We start from the raw sequence: 17,766 nt of genomic DNA on the forward strand, positions 1-17,766 counted from the left end.
CCCCGGAATGAGAACCCTGCGCCGTTTCGTTGCCGACAAGTTCGCGCTGGTCATCGGTCTGCTGGTGCTGGCCTACATGCTGCTGCCGATCGCCGTCGTCATCCTGATGAGCTTCAACGACAGCAGCAAGAACCGCAATCTGTATTCGTTCCAACGCTTCACGACGAACAACTGGACCAACATCTGCGCGCCGCAGGGGATGTGCTCGTCGCTGAAGACCAGCCTGTGGATCGGCGTCGTCGCCACCTTGATCTCCGTCGCGATCGGCACGATGGCCGCGTTCGCGCTGGTGCGGCACAAGTTCGCCGGTCGGTCGTTGGCCAACATCGTGATCTTCCTGCCGATGGCGTCGCCGGAGATCGTGATGGGTTCGTCGCTGCTGGCGCTCTTCGTGTCGCTGCACCAGAGCGCTCACCTCGGCGGGATCACCATCCTGATCGCGCACGTCATGTTCTGTCTGTCGTTCGTCATCGTCACCGTCAAGGCGCGTCTCGGCGGCATGAACGAGGATCTCGAGAGTGCGGCCATGGACCTGTATGCCAATGAACGGCAAGCCTTTTGGCGGGTCACCTTCCCGCTGGTCCTGCCCGGCATCCTCGCGGCGTCGCTGCTGAGTTTCTCGTTGTCGTTCGACGACTTCATCATCACCAACCTGAACGCCGGCCAGACCACGACATTCCCGATGTTCGTCTGGGGCTCGGCGCAGCGCGGAGTTCCCATGCAGGTCAACGTGATCGGCACGATCATGTTCCTGCTGGCGGTGGTCCTGGTGTTGCTGGGTGACGTGTTCAGCCGGCGGTCCAAGCGCGTCAAGGCCTGACCGGCATACTCCCACGTGCCAGTAAGTCCCGACCGTTGGGAGTTGTTGCCGAGTCCACTCCGGCCGGACTGATAACGCAAGACAGAAGGGCCGCACACCGGGTGGTGTGCGGCCCCCTTGGTTTCGATACGCGACTTCCCCCGCTTCGCTCCGCCAGTCGCTACTCGACCAGCGGGGTGAGGATCAGCGGTCGAAGGCCTGCTTCATCAGCTGGTCACGCTGCTCGTCGTGGCGCTTGTGCGAGCCGGTGGCCGGGGCTGCCGCTGCCGGACGGGAGACCAGCCGCATCGGGCGGGACTCGCCGAGCGGAGCGAGCAGCTCGGGCAGGTTGAGTGCCATGAAGGGCCAGGCGCCCTGGTTCTTCGGCTCGTCCTGCACCCAGACGATCTCGGCGTGCGGGTACTTGCGCAGCTCCTCGGCGATCTCCTTGGCCGGGATCGGCGCGAGCTGCTCGACGCGGACGATCGCGGTCTGCGTGTCGCCGCGCTTCGCGCGCTCGGCCTCCAGGTCGTAGACCACACGCGACGACGCCAACAGCACGCGCGTCACGTCCTCCGGCTTCGGCGACTCGTGGTCGGACATCACCGGACGGAAGCGACCGTTGGTGAAGTCCTCCGTGTTGGAGGTCGCGGCCTTCAGGCGTAGCAGCTGCTTCGGGGTGAAGACGATCAGCGGCTTGCGCGGGCGAGCCGCCGCCTGACGACGCAGCAGGTGGAAGTATGACGCCGGCGTCGACGGGTAGGCGATCGTCATGTTGTCCTCGGCGAACATCTGCAGGAAGCGCTCGATGCGTGCGGAGGAGTGGTCGGCGCCCTGGCCCTCGAAACCGTGCGGCAGCAGCAGCACGACCGAGGAACGCTGGGTCCACTTCTGCTCCGAGGAGCTGATGAACTCGTCGATGATGGTCTGGGCGCCGTCGACGAAGTCGCCGAACTGCGCCTCCCACAACACGAGGGCGTCCGGGCGCTCGACGGAGTAGCCGTATTCGAAGCCGAGCGCGGCATACTCACTGAGCAGCGAGTCGTAGACCCAGAACCACGCCTGGTCCTGCGAGAGGTAGCGCAGCGGCGTCCACTCGTTGCCGTTGGTGTGGTCGATCAGCACCGAGTGACGCTGCACGAAGGTGCCGCGTCGGCTGTCCTGACCGGCGAGACGCACCGGGGTGCCCTCCATCAGCAGCGAACCGAACGCGAGCATCTCGCCCATCGCCCAGTCGATGCCGCCGCTGGTGGTCATGTCCGCGCGGCGCTGCATCAGCTTGGCCAGCTTCGGGTGGACGGTGAAGCCGTCCGGCGGGCTCGCCCAGGTCTTGCCGATGGTCAGCAACTCGTCGCTGCTGATCGCGGTGTCGAAGACACTGCCGTCGGCGCGGGTGTCGTCCTCCTCCTGTGCGGACGGGCGCTCCAGGCCACCGTGGCCCTCGGCGTCGGTGCCGACCGAGCTGTCGGCGGCCGGGGCCGAGGACTCGCTCTTGGCGGCCTTGGTCTCGGTGAAGACTCGCTCGAGCTGCTTCTGGTAGTCCTTCAGCGCGCCCTCGGCCTCCTCCGGCGTGATGTCGCCACGGCCGATCAAGGCCTCGGTGTAGAGCTTGCGGACACTGCGCTTGGACTCGATGAGCTTGTACATCATCGGCTGGGTCATCGACGGGTCGTCGCCCTCGTTGTGACCACGGCGGCGGTAGCAGACCATGTCGATGACGACGTCGCGGTTGAACTTCTGCCGGTATTCGAACGCCAGCTCCGCGACGCCGACACACGCCTCGGGGTCGTCACCGTTGACGTGGAAGATCGGCGCCTGGATCATCCGGGCGACGTCCGTGCTGTATGTCGAACTGCGGCTCTGCGACGGTGCGGTCGTGAAGCCCACCTGGTTGTTGACCACGATGTGGATCGTGCCGCCCGTGCGGTAGCCGCGCAGCTGCGACAGGTTGAGCGTCTCGGCGACGATGCCCTGACCGGCGAACGCCGCGTCACCGTGCATCAGGATCGGCAGCACCGTGAAGTCGGCGCCGGCCAGGTTGATGCGGTCCTGCTTGGCGCGGGCGATGCCCTCCAGCACCGGGTTGACCGCCTCGAGGTGCGAGGGGTTGGCCGCCAGGTAGACGCTGGTGCTGTTGCCGGCGTCGGAGGTGAACGTGCCCTCGGTGCCGAGGTGGTACTTCACGTCGCCCGAACCCTGCACCGACTTCGGTGACTGCTGGTCCTCGAATTCGCGGAAGATCTGCCCGTAGGACTTGCCGGCGATGTTGGCCAGCACGTTGAGGCGGCCGCGGTGCGGCATACCGATGCAGACCTCGTCCATCTTGCTGTCGGCGGCCTCGGAGATGATCCGGTCGAGCATCGCGATGACCGACTCGCCACCCTCGAGTGAGAAGCGCTTCTGGCCGACGAACTTGGTCTGCAGGAAGGTCTCGAAGGCCTCCGCGGCGTTCAGGCGGCGCAGGATGCGCAGCTGCTCGGCGCTGGACTGCTTCTCGTAGCCCTTCTCGACCTTGCTCTGCACCCAGGCCCGCTGCTCGGGATCCTGGATGTGCATGTACTCGATGCCGATCGAGCGGCAGTAGGCGTCCCGCAGGATGCCGAGGATCTCGCGCAGCTTCAGGAACGGCTTGCCGCCGAACCCACCGGTCGGGAAGGTGCGGTCGAGGTCCCACAGGGTGAGGCCGTGCGTGGTGACGTCGAGGTCGGTGTGCCGACGCTGCTTGTACTCCAGTGGGTCCGTGTCGGCCATCAGGTGGCCGCGCACGCGGTAGGAGTGGATGAGCTCCTGGACGCGGGCGACCTTGTTGATGTCGTCGTCGTGTCCGGCGTCGATGTCCTGGACCCAGCGGATCGGCTCGTAGGGGATCTTCAACGACTGGAAGATCTCGTCGTAGAAGCCGTCGCCGCCGAGCAGCAGCTGGTGGACCACGCGCAGGAACTCACCCGACACAGCGCCCTGGATGACGCGGTGGTCGTAGGTGGAGGTCAGCGTGATGATCTTGCTGACCGCGTTGTCGTTGAGCGTGTCCTTGCTGGCTCCCTGCCACTCCGCGGGGTATTCCAGCGCGCCGACGCCGATGATCGCGCCCGCGCCCTTCATCAGGCGGGGGATCGAGTGCACGGTGCCGATGCCGCCCGGGTTGGTCAGGCTGATCGTGGTGCCGGCGTAGTCGTCGATCGTCAGCTTGTTGCCGCGCGCCTTGCGGACCATTTCCTCGTATGACGCCCAGAACTGCGCGAAGTCCATCTCCTCGGCGCCCTTGATGCTGGGCACGACGAGGGTGCGCGAGCCGTCGTCCTTCTGCAGGTCGATGGCCAGGCCGAAGCCGACGTGACCCGGCTTGACCAGGGTCGGCTTGCCCTTCTCGTCCTCGCCGAGGGCGTAGTTCATCTCCGGGATGAGCTTCAGTGCGCGGATGATCGCGTAGCCGATCAGGTGGGTGAAGCTGACCTTGCCGCCGCGGCTGCGGGACAGGTGGTTGTTGATGACGATCCGGTTGTCGATCAGCAGCTTCGCCGGGACGGCGCGCACGCTGGTCGCGGTCGGGACCTCGAGGCTGGCCTCCATGTTGGTGACGATGCGCGCGGCAACGCCCTTCAACGGAACGGTCTGGTCCTCGGCAGGGTCGACGTCCGGGACCTTCGGGGTCGCCGCGTCACGCGCGATGACCTTGGCGTTCTTCAGCTCCCAGTCGCGGGGGTTGGGCCGCGGTGCGTCCTTCGGCTTCTGCCGCGCCGCGCCCTTGGGCGGCTCGACGGTGCTGGTGCTGCTCGCGGCGTCCGGGGTCGTGCCGTCGGCAGTCGTGCTCGTGTCCTGAGCCGGTGCCTTCGCAGCTGCCGCGTCGCTCGTCCCCGACGTCGTCGTGGCTGACTGCTGGCCGTTGCCGGACTGCGTGCCCGGCGTCCTCGGCTGATAGTCCGCGAAGAAGCTCCACCACGCCTTGTCGACGGAGTTCTTGTCTTCTTTGTACTGCTCGTAGAGTTCGTCAACGAGCCATTCATTGGGTCCGAATGTCGCGAGCGGGTCAGGCGACTGGGATGACACGCGAATGCGCCTCTTTCATCAAAGGTCGGCACAGCCGTGCTGAGGGTCGGCTGTGCGGTTCTGGTGCATGACGACGGGGATCGCCATACAGGGCCAGCCTAACGCTCACGCAGTTGGAAGCCACAGCAGGTCAGCGGCGTGTGCTATAGCCGGATTCCGCGACATACGCGGCGTGTCGACAGGTCGGCCGAGCGGGCTCACGCTGCGAGCAGGGCGCCGCAGTCGACGAGTTGCGCCAAGAAGACTTCGACGTCGTCACGCAGCTCTCCCGGCGACATCTCCCAACGTGCTGCGGCCGCGTCGGCGAGCTCGTCCACCGACGTGCCGGACTCCTGGATAAGGGTCCACAGGACGGCGGCCGTACCTTTCAACGCCAGCACTCGCGAGGTGCCGGACGCCAGGGGGAGCACGAACAGTGTCTCGTGATCGTCGGCCCATTCGGCGGCGTGCCGGGCGATCGCTGCGGTGGTTGCATCCTCGGTGGAGCGAGCATCAGCGCGGCCGGGTCGATCGGCTCGGGTCGGCTGGGGCAGCGGCGAGGACGGGCCCGTCAGGGGGTCGACAGCCTGCGCTCCGGCGGATTCGGGCGCGTCAAGGGCCCGGCGTGCCCGAGCCACCTGTCGCAGCGCGTGGGGCGTCAGCCGCGCGGCCCGGTGCAGCCGCTGCCCGTGAGCACGGATCAGGCGCCATACACTCCCGACGCTCTCCGGGTGGTCGGCATGCATGTCCTCGCGCGACGGAACCGCCGCTCGGAAGAGGATCCGGAAGCGCTCGGAACCTCGCGCGCGCAATGCGTGGACCAGCCAGCTCTCGGTGCGGCTCGGACCGGTCTTCAGCTTCCAGAGTGCGTACTCCGCCGAAGGCCGAGTCGGAACGTCGACTCGTTCGCCGAGCTCCCGAAAGAAGTCCTGGGTCGGCTCCGCGGAAGCCGTGTCGGCGATGAGCTGCCGCACCATGGACCGCTCGTGCGGAGTCAACTGCCCCGTGTATGTCGCACGTGCGGCGCTGATTTGCTGGACGTTGCGGGCCAGGTCGGGTGAGCGCAGGCCGTGCAGCAGCAGGATGAGGAACTGGCCGCTACGGTCCGGGGTCTGCACGGCCGTGCCGGCGAGGACATGCTCCTCACGGTGCTTCCAGAGCGCGTCGAAGTTCGTCGTCGGCTCGGCGAGCATGCCTGGGAACGTCGTGTGCAGGTCGATGTCGCACGGCCACTGATCGTGGATGAAAGTGATTGAGTGCGTGGTGAACTCGCGGGCCGCGGTGGAGACCGGTCGCAGGCGCCACCCGCGGGAACGAAGCCCGGCCGCCATGGCTCCCTGATCGGCCGGCCGACACATGACGTCGACATCGCCGGAAACGTGCCCGGCCGGTCGCAGGCCTTGCAGACTTGCGGCGGGTCCCTTCAGGAACAGGACGGGGACGCCGACCTCGTCCGCGACTGCCTGGCACAACGCCGTGGCCAGGTTGACGCCCTGCCGCATCGGCATACGTTCGGTGTCCGACATCGGTTCAGTGCGCTCCGTCCCGTTGCGCAACCGCCTTGACGGTTCTGACAAGAATGGCCAGGTCGCCCACGACCGACCAGTTCTCGACGTAGTAGAGGTCCTTCTGCACGCTCTGCTCCCAGGTGAGGTTCGAACGACCACCGACCTGCCACGGCCCGGTGACTCCCGGTTTCACGTTGAGGCGACGGTGCACGTGCTTCTCGTAACGGCTGACTTCCTCGGGCAGCGGTGGGCGAGGTCCGACCAGTGACATGTGTCCGAACAGCACGTCGAACAACTGTGGCAGCTCGTCCAGGGAATAGGTCCGGATGAATCTGCCGACCCGGGTGATGCGCGGATCCTTCTTCATCTTGAAGAGGACACCCGTGGGGTCGTCGGGCACGAGCTCGTCACGCAGTTTCTCGGCATTGACGACCATGGAGCGGAACTTCGTCATCCGGAACGTGCGTCCGTTGACGCCGACTCGTACCTGCCGGAAGAGGACCGGGCCACGGTCCTCCAGGTAGACGCCGGCGGCGATGACGGCGAGCACCGGCGAGAAGACCACCAGCGCTCCGGCGCTGAGCGCGATGTCGAGGGCACGCTTGACCGCAAATTTCCGCCCGGAGTATGTCGGGGACTCGACGCTCATGAGGGGCAGGCCCTCGATCGGGCGGCGGTGGATGCGGGGGCCGGCGACATCGGTCATGTGGCTGGTGAGCGCCAATCGGATGCCGGTGCCTTCGAGTTGCCAACCGATCTGCCGGAGCTCGTTCGGTGAGATAGCGCTCTGACCGGCGACGATCAGGCAGTCGACCGTTCCGTCCAGCGTCCCGACGTCGTCGATCGCGCCGAGGTTGTCGACTTCGGTCCCGTCGGACAGCACGAAGGGTCCGGGTTCGGTACCGATGACGGAGACCGCCGTCACTCGGTATCCCGCAGCCGGACTGCGCGCGATGATCGAGGCGGTGCGCCGGATCTCCGGTGGTGTGCCCATGATCAACGTCTGATCGCAGTACTCGCCCGCGACCCGGTGCTGAATGATCCAGCGGCGGACCAGCGCCCGCTCGGCCAACAGCAGCATGAGTCCCAGCGGGAACGCGATCGCGAGGTATCCGCGGGCGAGATCGAGCTTGGTGAGCAGCGCGATGATCGCGATGGTTCCGAAGACCCAGAAGGTTGCGCGCGCGACCCTACGGAATTCGTCGTCACCGACTCCGAAGAGTTCCTCACGGTAGGACTGCATCGCGTGCAACCCCGCGACCCAGGCGATGGCGAGCAGCACCGAGAACGTGGTGTAGCCGAAGGCCTCCGAACCGCCGCCCACGCGGGCATCGGCGTTCTCGCCGAAGCGCAGCGCGACGGCGAGGGAGATGGCGACGGCGATCATGGCGAAGTCGAGGATGGCTACGAGTCGCTGTAGGCGTCGACGCTGGGTGCGCGCTCGGGCATGGGTGGTGTTGAGCGGAGTCGGGCGACCGACATGATCCGAACTCGCTGAGTTAGCGACCTGCACCGACACCTCCCGCGTGCTGTGGCAGTCCGCTGTACGAACTGCCGTCCTCCCACGCCGGATGTTATCGGGTCGTTCAGGACAGGATGTAGCGAATGTGGGGGATTGCCCCAACGTTGTAAATTGCGACATATCGTGTTTTCATAGACGCGATATGTCGTGATTGTCGAAGAGGAGTATCGACGTGGCGCAGCAATGGGAGATCGACGGACCGAAGGTGCTCGACATCGGTGGCGAGGGCGAGCGCGTCGACCGGTTGACCGTGGCCCTCGTCGGCGGGCACATCGACGTCGTGACACACGACTCGCCGACCGCGCAGGTGGAGGTCCAGGAGGTCGTGGGTCCGCCGCTCAAGGTCACCTGGAACGGCCACAAGCTGGAGATCAGCCACGTCAAACACAGCGGCGGCAACCTGTGGGAGGCGCTGAAGGGCTTCGGCGGGTCGATGCAGATCAAGGCGCGCGTCTCGGTCGCCATACCGAACGACGCTCGGACCGACATCAACACGGTGAGCGCCGGGACGGTGGTGAGCGGCATACACGCTCGGACCTCGCTCAACACGGTCAGCGGCGACGTGACGGCCGACGACATCGACGGTCGGATGGAAATCAACGGTGTGTCAGGCACTTTCGAGGGGCACCAATTGCGTGGGCGGCTGGAGGCGAACACCGTCTCGGGCAGCATCACCGTGCACGACAGCTTCCTGGACCCGATCGAACTCAACGGTGTTTCCGGTGACATCACGCTCGATCTGACCAACAACAGCACGCGGGTCGAGTCCAACACCGTCTCCGGTGACGTGACCGTGCGCGTGCCGAGCGGCGGTGGCTACCGCGTGAACGTCTCGACGATGAGCGGTGCCGCGATCGTCGACGGGGTGAAGCTCGGTGGGAAGTGGCATCGCGGCGGAGAGGCGCGGGACGGCGACGAGTCGTTGCGGCTGGAGGCGTCGTCGGTGTCGGGCGACGTGGTCGTCCTCCGAGCCGCGCAGGGGGGTCCCGACCTCACCAAGGATCTGTCATGAGTGAGCGAAGCGAAGGAACGACGACGCAGTCGAATGGCGACGCCCGAGGAACGAGGGGGTCGGTATGAGTCCGGTTTTCGCGCACGGGCAGTTGCGCTTGTACTTGCTGTCGTTGCTGAACGAGGGGCCGCGGCACGGTTACGAGATCATGCGCGATCTCGAGCAGCGCTTCAACGGGCTCTACACGCCGAGTGCCGGCACCGTCTATCCACGCCTCGCCAAGCTCGAGGAGGAGGGGCTGGTCAGTCGCAGTGACGACGGGCGGAAGGTGACCTACACGATCACCGATGCCGGACGTGCCGAGGTGAGCGCACGCGAGTCCGACCTGGGCGACCTGCAGGACGATCTCGACAGATCGGTGAGCCAACTTGCCGAGGCGGTCCGCTCCCGGGTCAAGGGCGACGCGGCGGACCTCCGCGCCGAGTTGAAGGCTGCCGCCCAGGAGGCCCGGCGGGCCGCCAGGCCGGCAACGGGCACGGCGACCGGCGCTCGTAACACCAGCGATTTCGAGGTCGCGATCAACGAACTGCGGCAGAGCGCACGCAAATTGGTGCGCTCGCGGCATACGACCGAGATGGTGCGCACCGAAGCGTTGCGGATCGTGCACGAGGCGCAACGTCAGATCGATCTCCTGAAGTAGCCGACGAAGGTGGTCGAGTAGCGGCGAGGGACGAGCCGCGTATCGAGACCCTCCGGCGCCACCCGCGGATACGGGCAATTCGCCGTACGCATGAAAGTATGTGCGCGACATGTTGCTGGAATGGCTCCTCATCCTCGCCGGGGTCGTGCTGACCGTCGGCACCGCCCTTTTCGTTGCCGCGGAATTCAGCCTGGTCGCGCTCGACCGCCCGACGGTGCAGCGTGCCGTCGACGACGGCGACAGTCGGGCGGGTGTCGTGCTGGCGTCGCTGCGGCGGTTGTCGACCCAACTCTCCGCGGCCCAGGTCGGCATCACCATCACCACGCTGGTGCTCGGTTATCTGGTCGAGCCGTCGCTCGGCTCGTTGCTGGAAGGTCCGCTCGAGTCCATCGGCATCTCGGGGACCGCCGCCGCGGCGATCGCCACCGTGCTCGCGCTGGTGATCGCGTCGCTCTTCTCGATGATTTTCGGTGAGTTGATCCCGCAGTTCCTCGGCATCTCCGCGCCGCTGGGCGTCGCGAAGATCGTCGCCGGGCCGGTGCGGATCTTCGCGACGGTGACGAAGCCGTTGATCGTCATACTCAACGGGTCGGCGAACGCCGTCCTGCGCAGGTTCGGCATCGAGCCGCAGGAGGAGTTGAGCGCGGCGCGCACACCGCAGGAGCTGTCCTCGATGGTGCGTCGTTCGGCGGAGGCCGGCACGCTCGAGGAGGGGACCGCGCGACTGCTCACCCGGTCGCTCAACTTCGGTGAGCGGACCGCCTCCGACGTCATGAGTCCGCGCGTTCGCTGCGTGTATGTCGAACGCGACGCCACCGCGACCGACGTCGTGGATCTGGCTCGTAACACTGGACATTCGCGGTTCCCGGTCATCGGCAACGACTGGGACGACGTGGTCGGAGTCGTCCACGTCAAGAAGGCCATCGCGGTGCCGCAGGACCGTCGTGACGACGTGCCGGTGACCGCGTTGATGATCAAACCGGTGCTCGTCCCGGAGACGATGCTGCTCGACCCACTGCTGCTGTTGTTGCGCGCCGGTGGATTCCAGCTGGCGATCGTGGTTGACGAGTACGGCGGCACCTCCGGCGTCGTCACACTCGAGGACGTCATCGAGGAGATCGTCGGCGAGGTCAGCGACGAGCACGACCCGCGGGTGGACGTGAGTCGCCTTCTCCCGGACGGCAGTTGGACGGTTCCGGGCCTCTGGCGGCCGGACGAGGTGCACGACCGCATCGGCGCGACGATTCCGGAGGGTGCCTACTACGAGACCGTCGGCGGCTTCGTCATGGCGAGGGTGGGCCGGGTGCCGCAGGTCGGTGACGAGGTCACGCTCGACGGGTGGTCACTGCGGGTGGTCGCCATGGACGGCCGGCGCGTCGACCGGGTGCGGATCGCCCCCGTCATACCCGAAGAGACGGAGGGGGAGAGCGGATGAACCTCCTGCTGTCGTTGATCTTCCTGCTGGGCAACGCGTTCTTCGTCGGTGCCGAGTTCGCGGTGATGGCCGCGCGGCGCTCGCAACTGGAGCCGCTGGCGGCCACGGGCTCCAAGCGCGCGAAGCTGAGTCTCGAGGCGTTGGAGAACGTTTCGTCGTTGTTGGCCTGTGCACAGCTGGGCATCACGGTGTGCTCGGTGCTGTTGGGTGCGGTCGCCGAGGACGCGCTGCACCACCTGATCGAGCCGATCTTCACCGGCATCGGAGCGCCGCACGGTATGGCGACGGTGGTGGCGCTGTTGCTGGCGCTGCTCATCGTGGCCTACCTGCACGTCGTGCTCGGTGAGATGGTCCCGAAGAACCTCGCCATCGCCGGCCCGGACCGGGCGGCGTTGCTGCTGGCGCCGGCCCTGCTGTGGGTCACGCGGGTGCTGCGGCCGATCATCCGGGCGCTCGAGGCGATCGCCAAGTGGGCGGTTCGTCGTCTCGGCGTCGAGCCGAAAGACGAAGCGACATCAGCCTTTTCGGCCGAAGAGGTCGAGCTCATCGTGGCCGAATCACAGCGTGAGGGCCTGTTGCCGGAGGAGCAGTCGGCGCGGGTGCAGGGTGCGCTGGAATTCACCGATCGAGTTGCCGCGGACGTCGCGGTGCCGGTCGACGAGCTGGTCACCGTGAACGTCGGCGCCACTCCCGAGGAGATCGAGCGACTCGTCGCCAAGCACGGCTTCTCGCGGTATCCCGTCCTCGATCGTCGCGGTGTCATCGCCGGCTACGTGCACCTCAAGGACGTCCTCTACGCGACCGACGAGGCCTATGCCGAGCCGGTGCCGCCACGACGCATCCGGCCGCTGGCGACCGTGTCACCGACCGACGAGGTCGACGACATGGTCGTCACCATGCAGCGCAGCGGCGCGCATCTCGCCCGAGTCGTGGACAGTGCTGCGACCAAGGTGCTCGGCGTGGTCTTCCTTGAGGACGTGCTCGAGGAACTCGTCGGTGAGGTCGACGACGCCACCCAGCGGTAGCCACCCGAAGCCGGTCAAGTAGCGGGTGACTCGAAACCGCGTGCTCCTTTCGAGACGCTTGCTCGTGCCTCACAAGCTCCTCAAGGAGCTGTGATTGAGGTGGTTGAGGAGCGGAGGAGCGCAGCGGGGGAGCGTCTCGAAACCGCGTGCTTCCTTCGAGACGCTTGCTCGTGCCTCACAAGCTCCTCAAGGAGCTGTGATTGAGGTGGTTGAGGAGCGGAGGAGCGCAGCGGGGGAGCGTCTCGAAACCGCGTGCTCCCTTCGAGACGCTTGTTCGTGCCTCACAAGCTCCTCAAGGAGTTGCTTTCGGGACCCTTGCTCGCGCCCCGGCCGTACTAGCGTGACGAGGGACTTCCGATCGAGGAGAAGCCCATGTCGGCATACCCCGTCCTGCTGCACACGGCGATCGATGCCCGGGACTGCCGGGCGCTCGCCGAGTTCTACCGGCAACTGCTCGGGCTGCACTATCGGGCCGGGGAGGAGCCGCCGACCGACGGGACGCCCGACGATGCCGACTGGCTTGTGCTGCTCGATGACGCGGAACAGCGGGTGCTGACCGTGCAGCAGAAGCGCGACACGACCCCGCCGACCTGGCCGGCCGAGGACGTGCCGATGCAGATGCACATGGATTTCCGGGTGCCCACGGTCGCCGAACTGGAGCGCCATCGGGCTCGCGCTCTCGAGCTGGGTGCCACCGTTCTGCACGACCGGTCGGCCGACGGCGGCGAGCCGCTCTACGTGCTCGCCGATCCGGCAGGCCATCCGTTCTGCCTGCTGGTGCAGTGATCAGCTTCTTTAGTTTTGGTATACCATTTATGAATGGTTGACTCGAGACTGACGAACATCCGCCCCTGGGGTGGGCCAGCTGTCGACGTGGCTATCACCAACGGACGGGTTGCCGACATACAGCCGACCGGCGCCGGTACGGATTCCTCGGCAACGATCGACGGACGCGGATTACTCGCATTGCCAGGCTTCGTCAATGCGCACGCGCATGTCGACAAGAGTTGGTGGGGCAAGCCCTGGGTGTCGTATGGCGGAAGCCCGACCACGGTCGGGCGCATCGCGCACGAGCGCGCAGAACGCGACCGCTATGGGATACCGAGCACCGACGGAGTGCTCGCCGTGCTGCGCGAGTTTCTGCGCCACGGCACGACTGCGACCCGCACGCACGTTGACGTCGACCTCGGTGTCGGCCTGCGTGGCATCGAGCACGTGCGCGAGGCCGCGGAGCAGCTCGGCGGTGCTGTGGACGTCGAGATCGTCGCCTTTCCGCAGGACGGAGTGGTGCGGCGGCCGGGGGTCATGGACCTGCTGGACCGGGCAGCGGCTGCCGGAGCGACCAGCATCGGCGGACTGGATCCGGCCGGCATCGACCGTGATCCGGTCGAGCAGCTCGACGGTCTCTTCGAGATCGCCGAGCGCCGCGGGGTCGGTCTCGACATCCACCTGCACGATCGTGGCGAACTGGGCGCGTTCCAGTACGAGTTGATCATCGATCGCACGGTGCGCGCCGGGCTGCAGGGCAAGGTCACGGTGTCCCATGGGTTCGCACTCGGTCAGCTGGCGGCTGCTCGCCAGGACGAGATCGTCGACGCGCTCGGCGATGCGGGCATCTCGTGGGCGACCGTCGCACCGCCCGGATCCGCGCCACTGCCGTGGCGGCGGATGCTGGATCGCGGTGTCGGCATCGGACTCGGCACCGACGGCATCCGTGACCTGTGGTCACCGTTCGGGGACGGTGACCTGCTGAAGGTCGCGCTCGGATTCGCCCGATTGCACGGATTGCACACCGACGAAGAGCTCTGTCTCGCAGTGGAATTGGCGACCTCGAAGGCTGCGCCATACGTCCATCGGGAGGTGCACGACCTCGTCGTCGGCGCGCGTGCCGACTTCGTCCTGCTGGACGCGGAGAACGTGCCGGACGCGCTGGTTTGCGGCCCGCGCCGCGAGCTCGTCATCGCCGGTGGTCGCGTGGTGAGCCGTGCCGGAGAGGTCCTCGTCTGAGCGGTTCGACCACGCAACAACTATCGAACAAGGAGTATTACCAATGGATTTCGCCCAGCGCACGATCGACCTCGCCCGACGCAACGTCGAGGAGGGCGGTCGCCCGTTCGCGACCGTCATCGTCCGCGACGGTGAGGTGCTCGCGGAGAGCCCGAACCTCGTTGCGCAGACGCACGACCCGACGGCCCACGCCGAGATCATCGCGATCCGCGAGGCGTGCACCAAGCTCGGAACCGAGCACCTCACCGACGCGACGATCTACGTCCTCGCGCACCCGTGCCCGATGTGCCTGGGCTCGTTGTACTACTGCTCGCCGGCCGAGGTCGTCTTCCTCACCACGCGGGACGACTATGCGCCGTACTACGTGGACGACCGCAAGTACTTCGAGCTCGGGACGTTCTACGAGCAGATCGCCACCCCGTGGCAGGAGCGTCGCCTGCCGATGCGCTTCGACGAGCGAGCCGACGCCGTGAACGTCTACCGGCAGTGGCAGCAGCGCGCGGCCGAACAGGATCCAGCCCAGGCCGTATGACGCTCACGGGCGACGCGCTGCGGCCGCCCCGTCGTCGCTCCGGCCGACCAAATTTTGTGTGTTCGCAAGGTGATTCGTGGCCAGCTCGCTGACTCGTTCGACGTCACGCCGGGCGATTGCGTCATACAGCGCCTCGTGCTCGCGGGCGATGTGGAGGAGGTCGTCGTGCTGCGCCATGAGCCAGCGCATCCGACTGCGGATCACCTGCATCCATTCGCGCAGCAGCAGATTGCCGCTCAGCTCGGTGGCCACCTCGTGGAAGTCGGCGGCGGCCCGGCGGGCGGCGACCGGATCGCCGGCCTCGGCCGCCGCCAGCTCCGCATCGACCGTTGCGCGCAACCGGGCGAGTTCTTCGCGGGTGTGCCGCTGTGCCACCAGTCGGAGGGTGAGCACCTCGACCGCTGATCGCACCTCGTTGAGGTCGGCGATGTCGCTGGGGGTGAACTCCCGCACGATCGCCCAGGTCCGCGGACGGAGCGTGACCAGACCCTCGGCCTCCAGCGCCTTCAGGGCGTCGCGGACCGGCACCCGGCTCACCGCCAACGCCTCGGCGATGTCGCGCTCCACGAGCCTGCTGCCCGGTGCGCGCGCGCCGTCGAGGATCTCGTCGCGTAGGCGACGGACCACTCTGGCGGACTCGGGCTCGCTCCCGCTCGTTGCACTCATCCCGGCATCTTCGCACTGGCTCCCGGGCTCAGAGCCAGGACCGCAGCGTGCCGGCCTCGCGCGGGAGCAGCGCCGGATCGTCGTCCGGCACGAACTCCAGCAGCAGGTCGAGCGGCGGTGCGCTCTTGCGCAACAGGGTGATCACGTCCTGCCAGAGGTCCGCGCGGTCGGCGAGCGGCAGGCGGTCGGCGAACGGCCACCAGGAGAAGACGTGCACCCCGCAGACTCGATCCACCAGCCGCCGCAAACCGTCGACGGCGACGGTGGCGGGCTCGTCGAGCGGCGGCTGCCAGTAGGTCGCTAGGTTGTCGTGGCCGACCTCGTCCAGCAGTTGCAGCGTCGAATCGACGGTGTCGGTCAGCGTCAGCCGGTGGAACTCCAGCCCGATCCGTATGCCGTTGTCGGCGCCCACCTGTGCGGCGTGCCGAAGGTCCTCGATGATCCGAAGTCGTTGCGGCGCAGCACATTCCGCGGAGCCGACCGAGCCAGCCCACACCCGGATCCGCGGAGCACCGAGTCGGGTGGCGGCGGTGACCAGCTCCTCGATCGGCGGGGACGCCTCACGATCACCGGCCCGCCAGTAGCTGCCGTAGGAGCTGACCTCGAGGCCCGCGTCCGCAGTGCGCGCACGGACCGCGTCGAGCGCCTTGGCGTCATCGGCGGGCGCGTGTATGTCGGAACCCCACTCGATCCGGCGCAGTCCGGCGGCCGCCGTGGCGGCGACCAGCTGCGCCTGTGACAGCTGTCGGAAGGTCACTGAGCAGATGCCGGTGCGGTCAATCCAGGCGGGCGACGAGGACTCCTCTGGCATGACCACAGGCTAGGCCCGCGGGTGCCGTTGTCGGGTCAGCCGGCCTTCGCTCGGTCGGCAACCGCGTCCGCGGCCTCCTCCATTGCCAGATCAGCATTGATCTGGGCGCCGGCCATCGCGCCGGCCGCTGCCGCGGCGCCGACCTGCGCCGACAGGTCGGTGATGTTCCCGGCTGCCCAGACACCCGGTGCCTCGGTGCGCCCGGCCGGATCTGTGACCAGGTAGGAGCCCATGCCCGAGGGGTGTTCGGTGAGCGTCAGTCCGAGTGCGGAGAGCAGCTCGGCTCCCCGCGCCGCCATGTGGCTGCCGACGGTGACGACCTCACAGACGACGATGGTGCCGTCGGCCAACTCGACACCGGTGATGGCGTCATCGGTGGTGACCACCGACTGCACCCGCCCCTCGGCGATGCGCACACCCCGTGCTGCGAGCTGCGCGAGTTGCTCCGCCGAGAAGTCGATCCCGTTGCGCAGCAACACGACTCGATCCGACAGCTGACGCCAGAGCAGAGTGGTGTGGAACGCCATCGGACCCGTCGCAAGGACCGCGATCGCGCGATCGCGGACCTCCCAGCCGTGGCAGTAGGGGCAGTGGACCAGGTCCCGTCCCCAACGTTCGGCCAACCCGTCGACGTCGGGGAGCTCGTCGACCAAGCCCGTGGCGAGCAGGACCCGACGTGCGCGGGTCGCACGACCGTCGGTGAGCGTCAGCGCGAATCCGGCGTCGTCGCGGGTGATTTCGGCGACTTCCCCGGCGATGACATTGCCGCCATAGCGAGCAACATCTGCGGTGCCTCGGCGCAGATATTCGGCGGGCGGCATGCCGTCATACCCGAGGAGGCCGTGGATGCCGTCCGCCGGTGCGTTGCGGGGAGCGCCGGCGTCGATCACCACGACGGACCGCCGGGAGCGGCCGAGCATGAGCGCCCCGCTCAGGCCGGCGGCGCCGCCGCCGATGACCGCCACGTCGTAGTCGGTGTCGAGTGCGTCTGTTGTCGTCATACGGCCAGGATGGGATCAACGCCTCCGAAACGGCAAACTTTGTTGCTGTTATGGCAAACTACCAGGTATGGCGACAAAGGATCTGGAAGCTGCACTGACCGCTGTCGGCCCACGGCTGCGCCAATTGCGTGAGCAGCGCGGGCTCACCCTGACCGAGGTCGCGCTCGCAACCGACGTCGCGGTGAGCACACTGTCGCGCCTCGAGTCCGGCGGGCGTCGTCCGACGCTGGAACTGCTGCTGCCGCTGGCCGAGACCTATCGGGTGACCCTCGACGAACTCGTCGATGCGCCGCCGACCGGTGATCCGCGCGTGAACCTGCGGCCGGTGAGCGCCCACGGAATGACGATGGTCCCGCTCAGCAGTCGACCCGGCGGGATCCAGGCGTACAAGTTCGTCATACCGGGCCGGCGCCGCCGCCAGGAGCCGACTCTGAAGACGCATGAGGGCTACGACTGGGTCTACGTGCTGACCGGCAACCTGCGGCTGGTGCTGGCCGACCACGACCTGGTGCTGAAGCCGGGAGAGGCGGCGGAGTTCGACACCCGCACGCCGCACTGGTTCGGCGCCGCCGACGAGCATCCCGTGGAGTTCCTCAGCCTCTTTGGCAAGCAGGGGGAGAAGGCGCACGTGCGAGCCCGGCCGCGCGCAGCGTCCGGCAGTTAGTGCGGTGCCCCCGTCGGCGCCTCGTCCGACCTCGTTCCTCGGTCGTCCGAGGCGCCTGTTGCTTCTCCCGGGGGCACAAAAGAGTCGCAGCAAGCTGCGGTGCCCCCGTCGGCGTCTC

The 17,766-nt window shown here is 67.3% G+C and carries 15 protein-coding genes; 9 read left to right on the plus strand and 6 right to left on the minus strand.

The genetic code is table 11. The features are described 5' to 3' along the window. The first annotated feature begins 7 nt into the window (after positions 1 to 7). On the plus strand, positions 8 to 820 hold the full coding sequence (locus tag ACZ50J_RS05680; RefSeq protein ID WP_464300298.1) for an ABC transporter permease: 813 nt from the start codon (positions 8 to 10) through the stop codon (positions 818 to 820). A gap of 183 nt (positions 821 to 1,003) precedes the next feature. On the opposite strand, the gene ACZ50J_RS05685 is transcribed toward ACZ50J_RS05680, so the two are convergent. From ACZ50J_RS05685 to ACZ50J_RS05695, 3 genes are all read right to left on the minus strand, one after another. Then, positions 1,004 to 4,846 carry a multifunctional oxoglutarate decarboxylase/oxoglutarate dehydrogenase thiamine pyrophosphate-binding subunit/dihydrolipoyllysine-residue succinyltransferase subunit gene (locus tag ACZ50J_RS05685; protein WP_464300299.1) on the minus strand — a complete coding sequence of 1,281 codons (3,843 nt, stop codon included), beginning with the start codon at positions 4,844 to 4,846 and terminating at the stop codon, positions 1,004 to 1,006. A 197-nt stretch (positions 4,847 to 5,043) separates the two neighbouring features. Next, positions 5,044 to 6,351: a PqqD family peptide modification chaperone gene (locus ACZ50J_RS05690; protein ID WP_464300300.1), complete on the minus strand. Its 1,308-nt coding sequence runs from the start codon at positions 6,349 to 6,351 to the stop codon at positions 5,044 to 5,046. Positions 6,352 to 6,355: 4 nt separating this feature from the next. Beyond that, entirely contained in the window at positions 6,356 to 7,720 is a 1,365-nt protein-coding gene (locus tag ACZ50J_RS05695; RefSeq protein WP_464300301.1) for a sugar transferase, read from the minus strand. Between the two features lie 307 nt (positions 7,721 to 8,027). Here ACZ50J_RS05695 and ACZ50J_RS05700 point away from each other — a divergent pair, with 307 nt between their 5' ends. The 7 genes from ACZ50J_RS05700 (at position 8,028) to ACZ50J_RS05730 (ending at position 14,506) form a co-directional block, all read left to right on the plus strand. After that, positions 8,028 to 8,867 (plus strand): DUF4097 family beta strand repeat-containing protein, encoded by an 840-nt coding sequence (locus tag ACZ50J_RS05700; RefSeq protein WP_464300302.1) that lies wholly within the window; start codon positions 8,028 to 8,030, stop codon positions 8,865 to 8,867. A gap of 64 nt (positions 8,868 to 8,931) precedes the next feature. Further along, the gene (locus tag ACZ50J_RS05705; RefSeq protein ID WP_464300303.1) at positions 8,932 to 9,507 is read left to right on the plus strand and encodes a PadR family transcriptional regulator; all 576 of its coding nucleotides are present in this window, start codon (positions 8,932 to 8,934) and stop codon (positions 9,505 to 9,507) included. Positions 9,508 to 9,619: 112 nt separating this feature from the next. After that, positions 9,620 to 10,942, plus strand: a complete 1,323-nt coding sequence (locus ACZ50J_RS05710) for a hemolysin family protein (RefSeq protein ID WP_464301319.1) — start codon at positions 9,620 to 9,622, stop codon at positions 10,940 to 10,942. After that, positions 10,939 to 11,967 carry a hemolysin family protein gene (locus ACZ50J_RS05715; protein WP_464300304.1) on the plus strand — a complete coding sequence of 343 codons (1,029 nt, stop codon included), beginning with the start codon at positions 10,939 to 10,941 and terminating at the stop codon, positions 11,965 to 11,967. Before ACZ50J_RS05710 ends, ACZ50J_RS05715 begins: the two co-directional genes overlap by 4 nt. A gap of 372 nt (positions 11,968 to 12,339) precedes the next feature. Continuing rightward, positions 12,340 to 12,753 (plus strand): VOC family protein, encoded by a 414-nt coding sequence (locus tag ACZ50J_RS05720; RefSeq protein WP_464300305.1) that lies wholly within the window; start codon positions 12,340 to 12,342, stop codon positions 12,751 to 12,753. A gap of 33 nt (positions 12,754 to 12,786) precedes the next feature. Further along, positions 12,787 to 13,974: an amidohydrolase gene (locus ACZ50J_RS05725; RefSeq protein ID WP_464300306.1), complete on the plus strand. Its 1,188-nt coding sequence runs from the start codon at positions 12,787 to 12,789 to the stop codon at positions 13,972 to 13,974. A gap of 43 nt (positions 13,975 to 14,017) precedes the next feature. Next, on the plus strand, positions 14,018 to 14,506 hold the full coding sequence (locus ACZ50J_RS05730; RefSeq protein ID WP_464300307.1) for a nucleoside deaminase: 489 nt from the start codon (positions 14,018 to 14,020) through the stop codon (positions 14,504 to 14,506). A gap of 3 nt (positions 14,507 to 14,509) precedes the next feature. Here the strand turns inward: ACZ50J_RS05730 and ACZ50J_RS05735 are convergent, their stop codons facing one another. Genes ACZ50J_RS05735 through ACZ50J_RS05745 form a run of 3 tightly spaced genes read right to left on the minus strand, consistent with a single transcriptional unit; the run spans position 14,510 to position 16,984 of the window. Next, positions 14,510 to 15,172: a GntR family transcriptional regulator gene (locus tag ACZ50J_RS05735; RefSeq protein ID WP_464300308.1), complete on the minus strand. Its 663-nt coding sequence runs from the start codon at positions 15,170 to 15,172 to the stop codon at positions 14,510 to 14,512. Positions 15,173 to 15,200: 28 nt separating this feature from the next. Further along, positions 15,201 to 15,983, minus strand: coding sequence for a sugar phosphate isomerase/epimerase family protein (locus tag ACZ50J_RS05740; RefSeq protein ID WP_464300309.1), 783 nt, complete (start codon positions 15,981 to 15,983; stop codon positions 15,201 to 15,203). Between the two features lie 35 nt (positions 15,984 to 16,018). Next, positions 16,019 to 16,984, minus strand: a complete 966-nt coding sequence (locus ACZ50J_RS05745) for an NAD(P)/FAD-dependent oxidoreductase (RefSeq protein ID WP_464300310.1) — start codon at positions 16,982 to 16,984, stop codon at positions 16,019 to 16,021. A gap of 67 nt (positions 16,985 to 17,051) precedes the next feature. Here ACZ50J_RS05745 and ACZ50J_RS05750 point away from each other — a divergent pair, with 67 nt between their 5' ends. After that, on the plus strand, positions 17,052 to 17,648 hold the full coding sequence (locus ACZ50J_RS05750) for a helix-turn-helix domain-containing protein (RefSeq protein WP_464300311.1): 597 nt from the start codon (positions 17,052 to 17,054) through the stop codon (positions 17,646 to 17,648). The last annotated feature ends 118 nt before the right edge of the window (positions 17,649 to 17,766 follow it).

The organism is Flexivirga sp. G2 (genome assembly GCF_055397625.1).

Coding starts and splice junctions, on each gene's coding strand:
- ACZ50J_RS05725 (WP_464300306.1), top strand. CDS start 12,787: ATGGTTGACTCGAGACTGACGAACATCCGCCCCTGGGGTGGGCCAGCT.
- ACZ50J_RS05730 (WP_464300307.1), top strand. CDS start 14,018: ATGGATTTCGCCCAGCGCACGATCGACCTCGCCCGACGCAACGTCGAG.
- ACZ50J_RS05745 (WP_464300310.1), bottom strand. CDS start 16,984: ATGACGACAACAGACGCACTCGACACCGACTACGACGTGGCGGTCATC.
- ACZ50J_RS05715 (WP_464300304.1), top strand. CDS start 10,939: ATGAACCTCCTGCTGTCGTTGATCTTCCTGCTGGGCAACGCGTTCTTC.
- ACZ50J_RS05720 (WP_464300305.1), top strand. CDS start 12,340: ATGTCGGCATACCCCGTCCTGCTGCACACGGCGATCGATGCCCGGGAC.
- ACZ50J_RS05690 (WP_464300300.1), bottom strand. CDS start 6,351: ATGTCGGACACCGAACGTATGCCGATGCGGCAGGGCGTCAACCTGGCC.
- ACZ50J_RS05740 (WP_464300309.1), bottom strand. CDS start 15,983: ATGCCAGAGGAGTCCTCGTCGCCCGCCTGGATTGACCGCACCGGCATC.
- ACZ50J_RS05680 (WP_464300298.1), top strand. CDS start 8: ATGAGAACCCTGCGCCGTTTCGTTGCCGACAAGTTCGCGCTGGTCATC.
- ACZ50J_RS05705 (WP_464300303.1), top strand. CDS start 8,932: ATGAGTCCGGTTTTCGCGCACGGGCAGTTGCGCTTGTACTTGCTGTCG.
- ACZ50J_RS05735 (WP_464300308.1), bottom strand. CDS start 15,172: ATGAGTGCAACGAGCGGGAGCGAGCCCGAGTCCGCCAGAGTGGTCCGT.
- ACZ50J_RS05695 (WP_464300301.1), bottom strand. CDS start 7,720: ATGATCGCCGTCGCCATCTCCCTCGCCGTCGCGCTGCGCTTCGGCGAG.
- ACZ50J_RS05750 (WP_464300311.1), top strand. CDS start 17,052: ATGGCGACAAAGGATCTGGAAGCTGCACTGACCGCTGTCGGCCCACGG.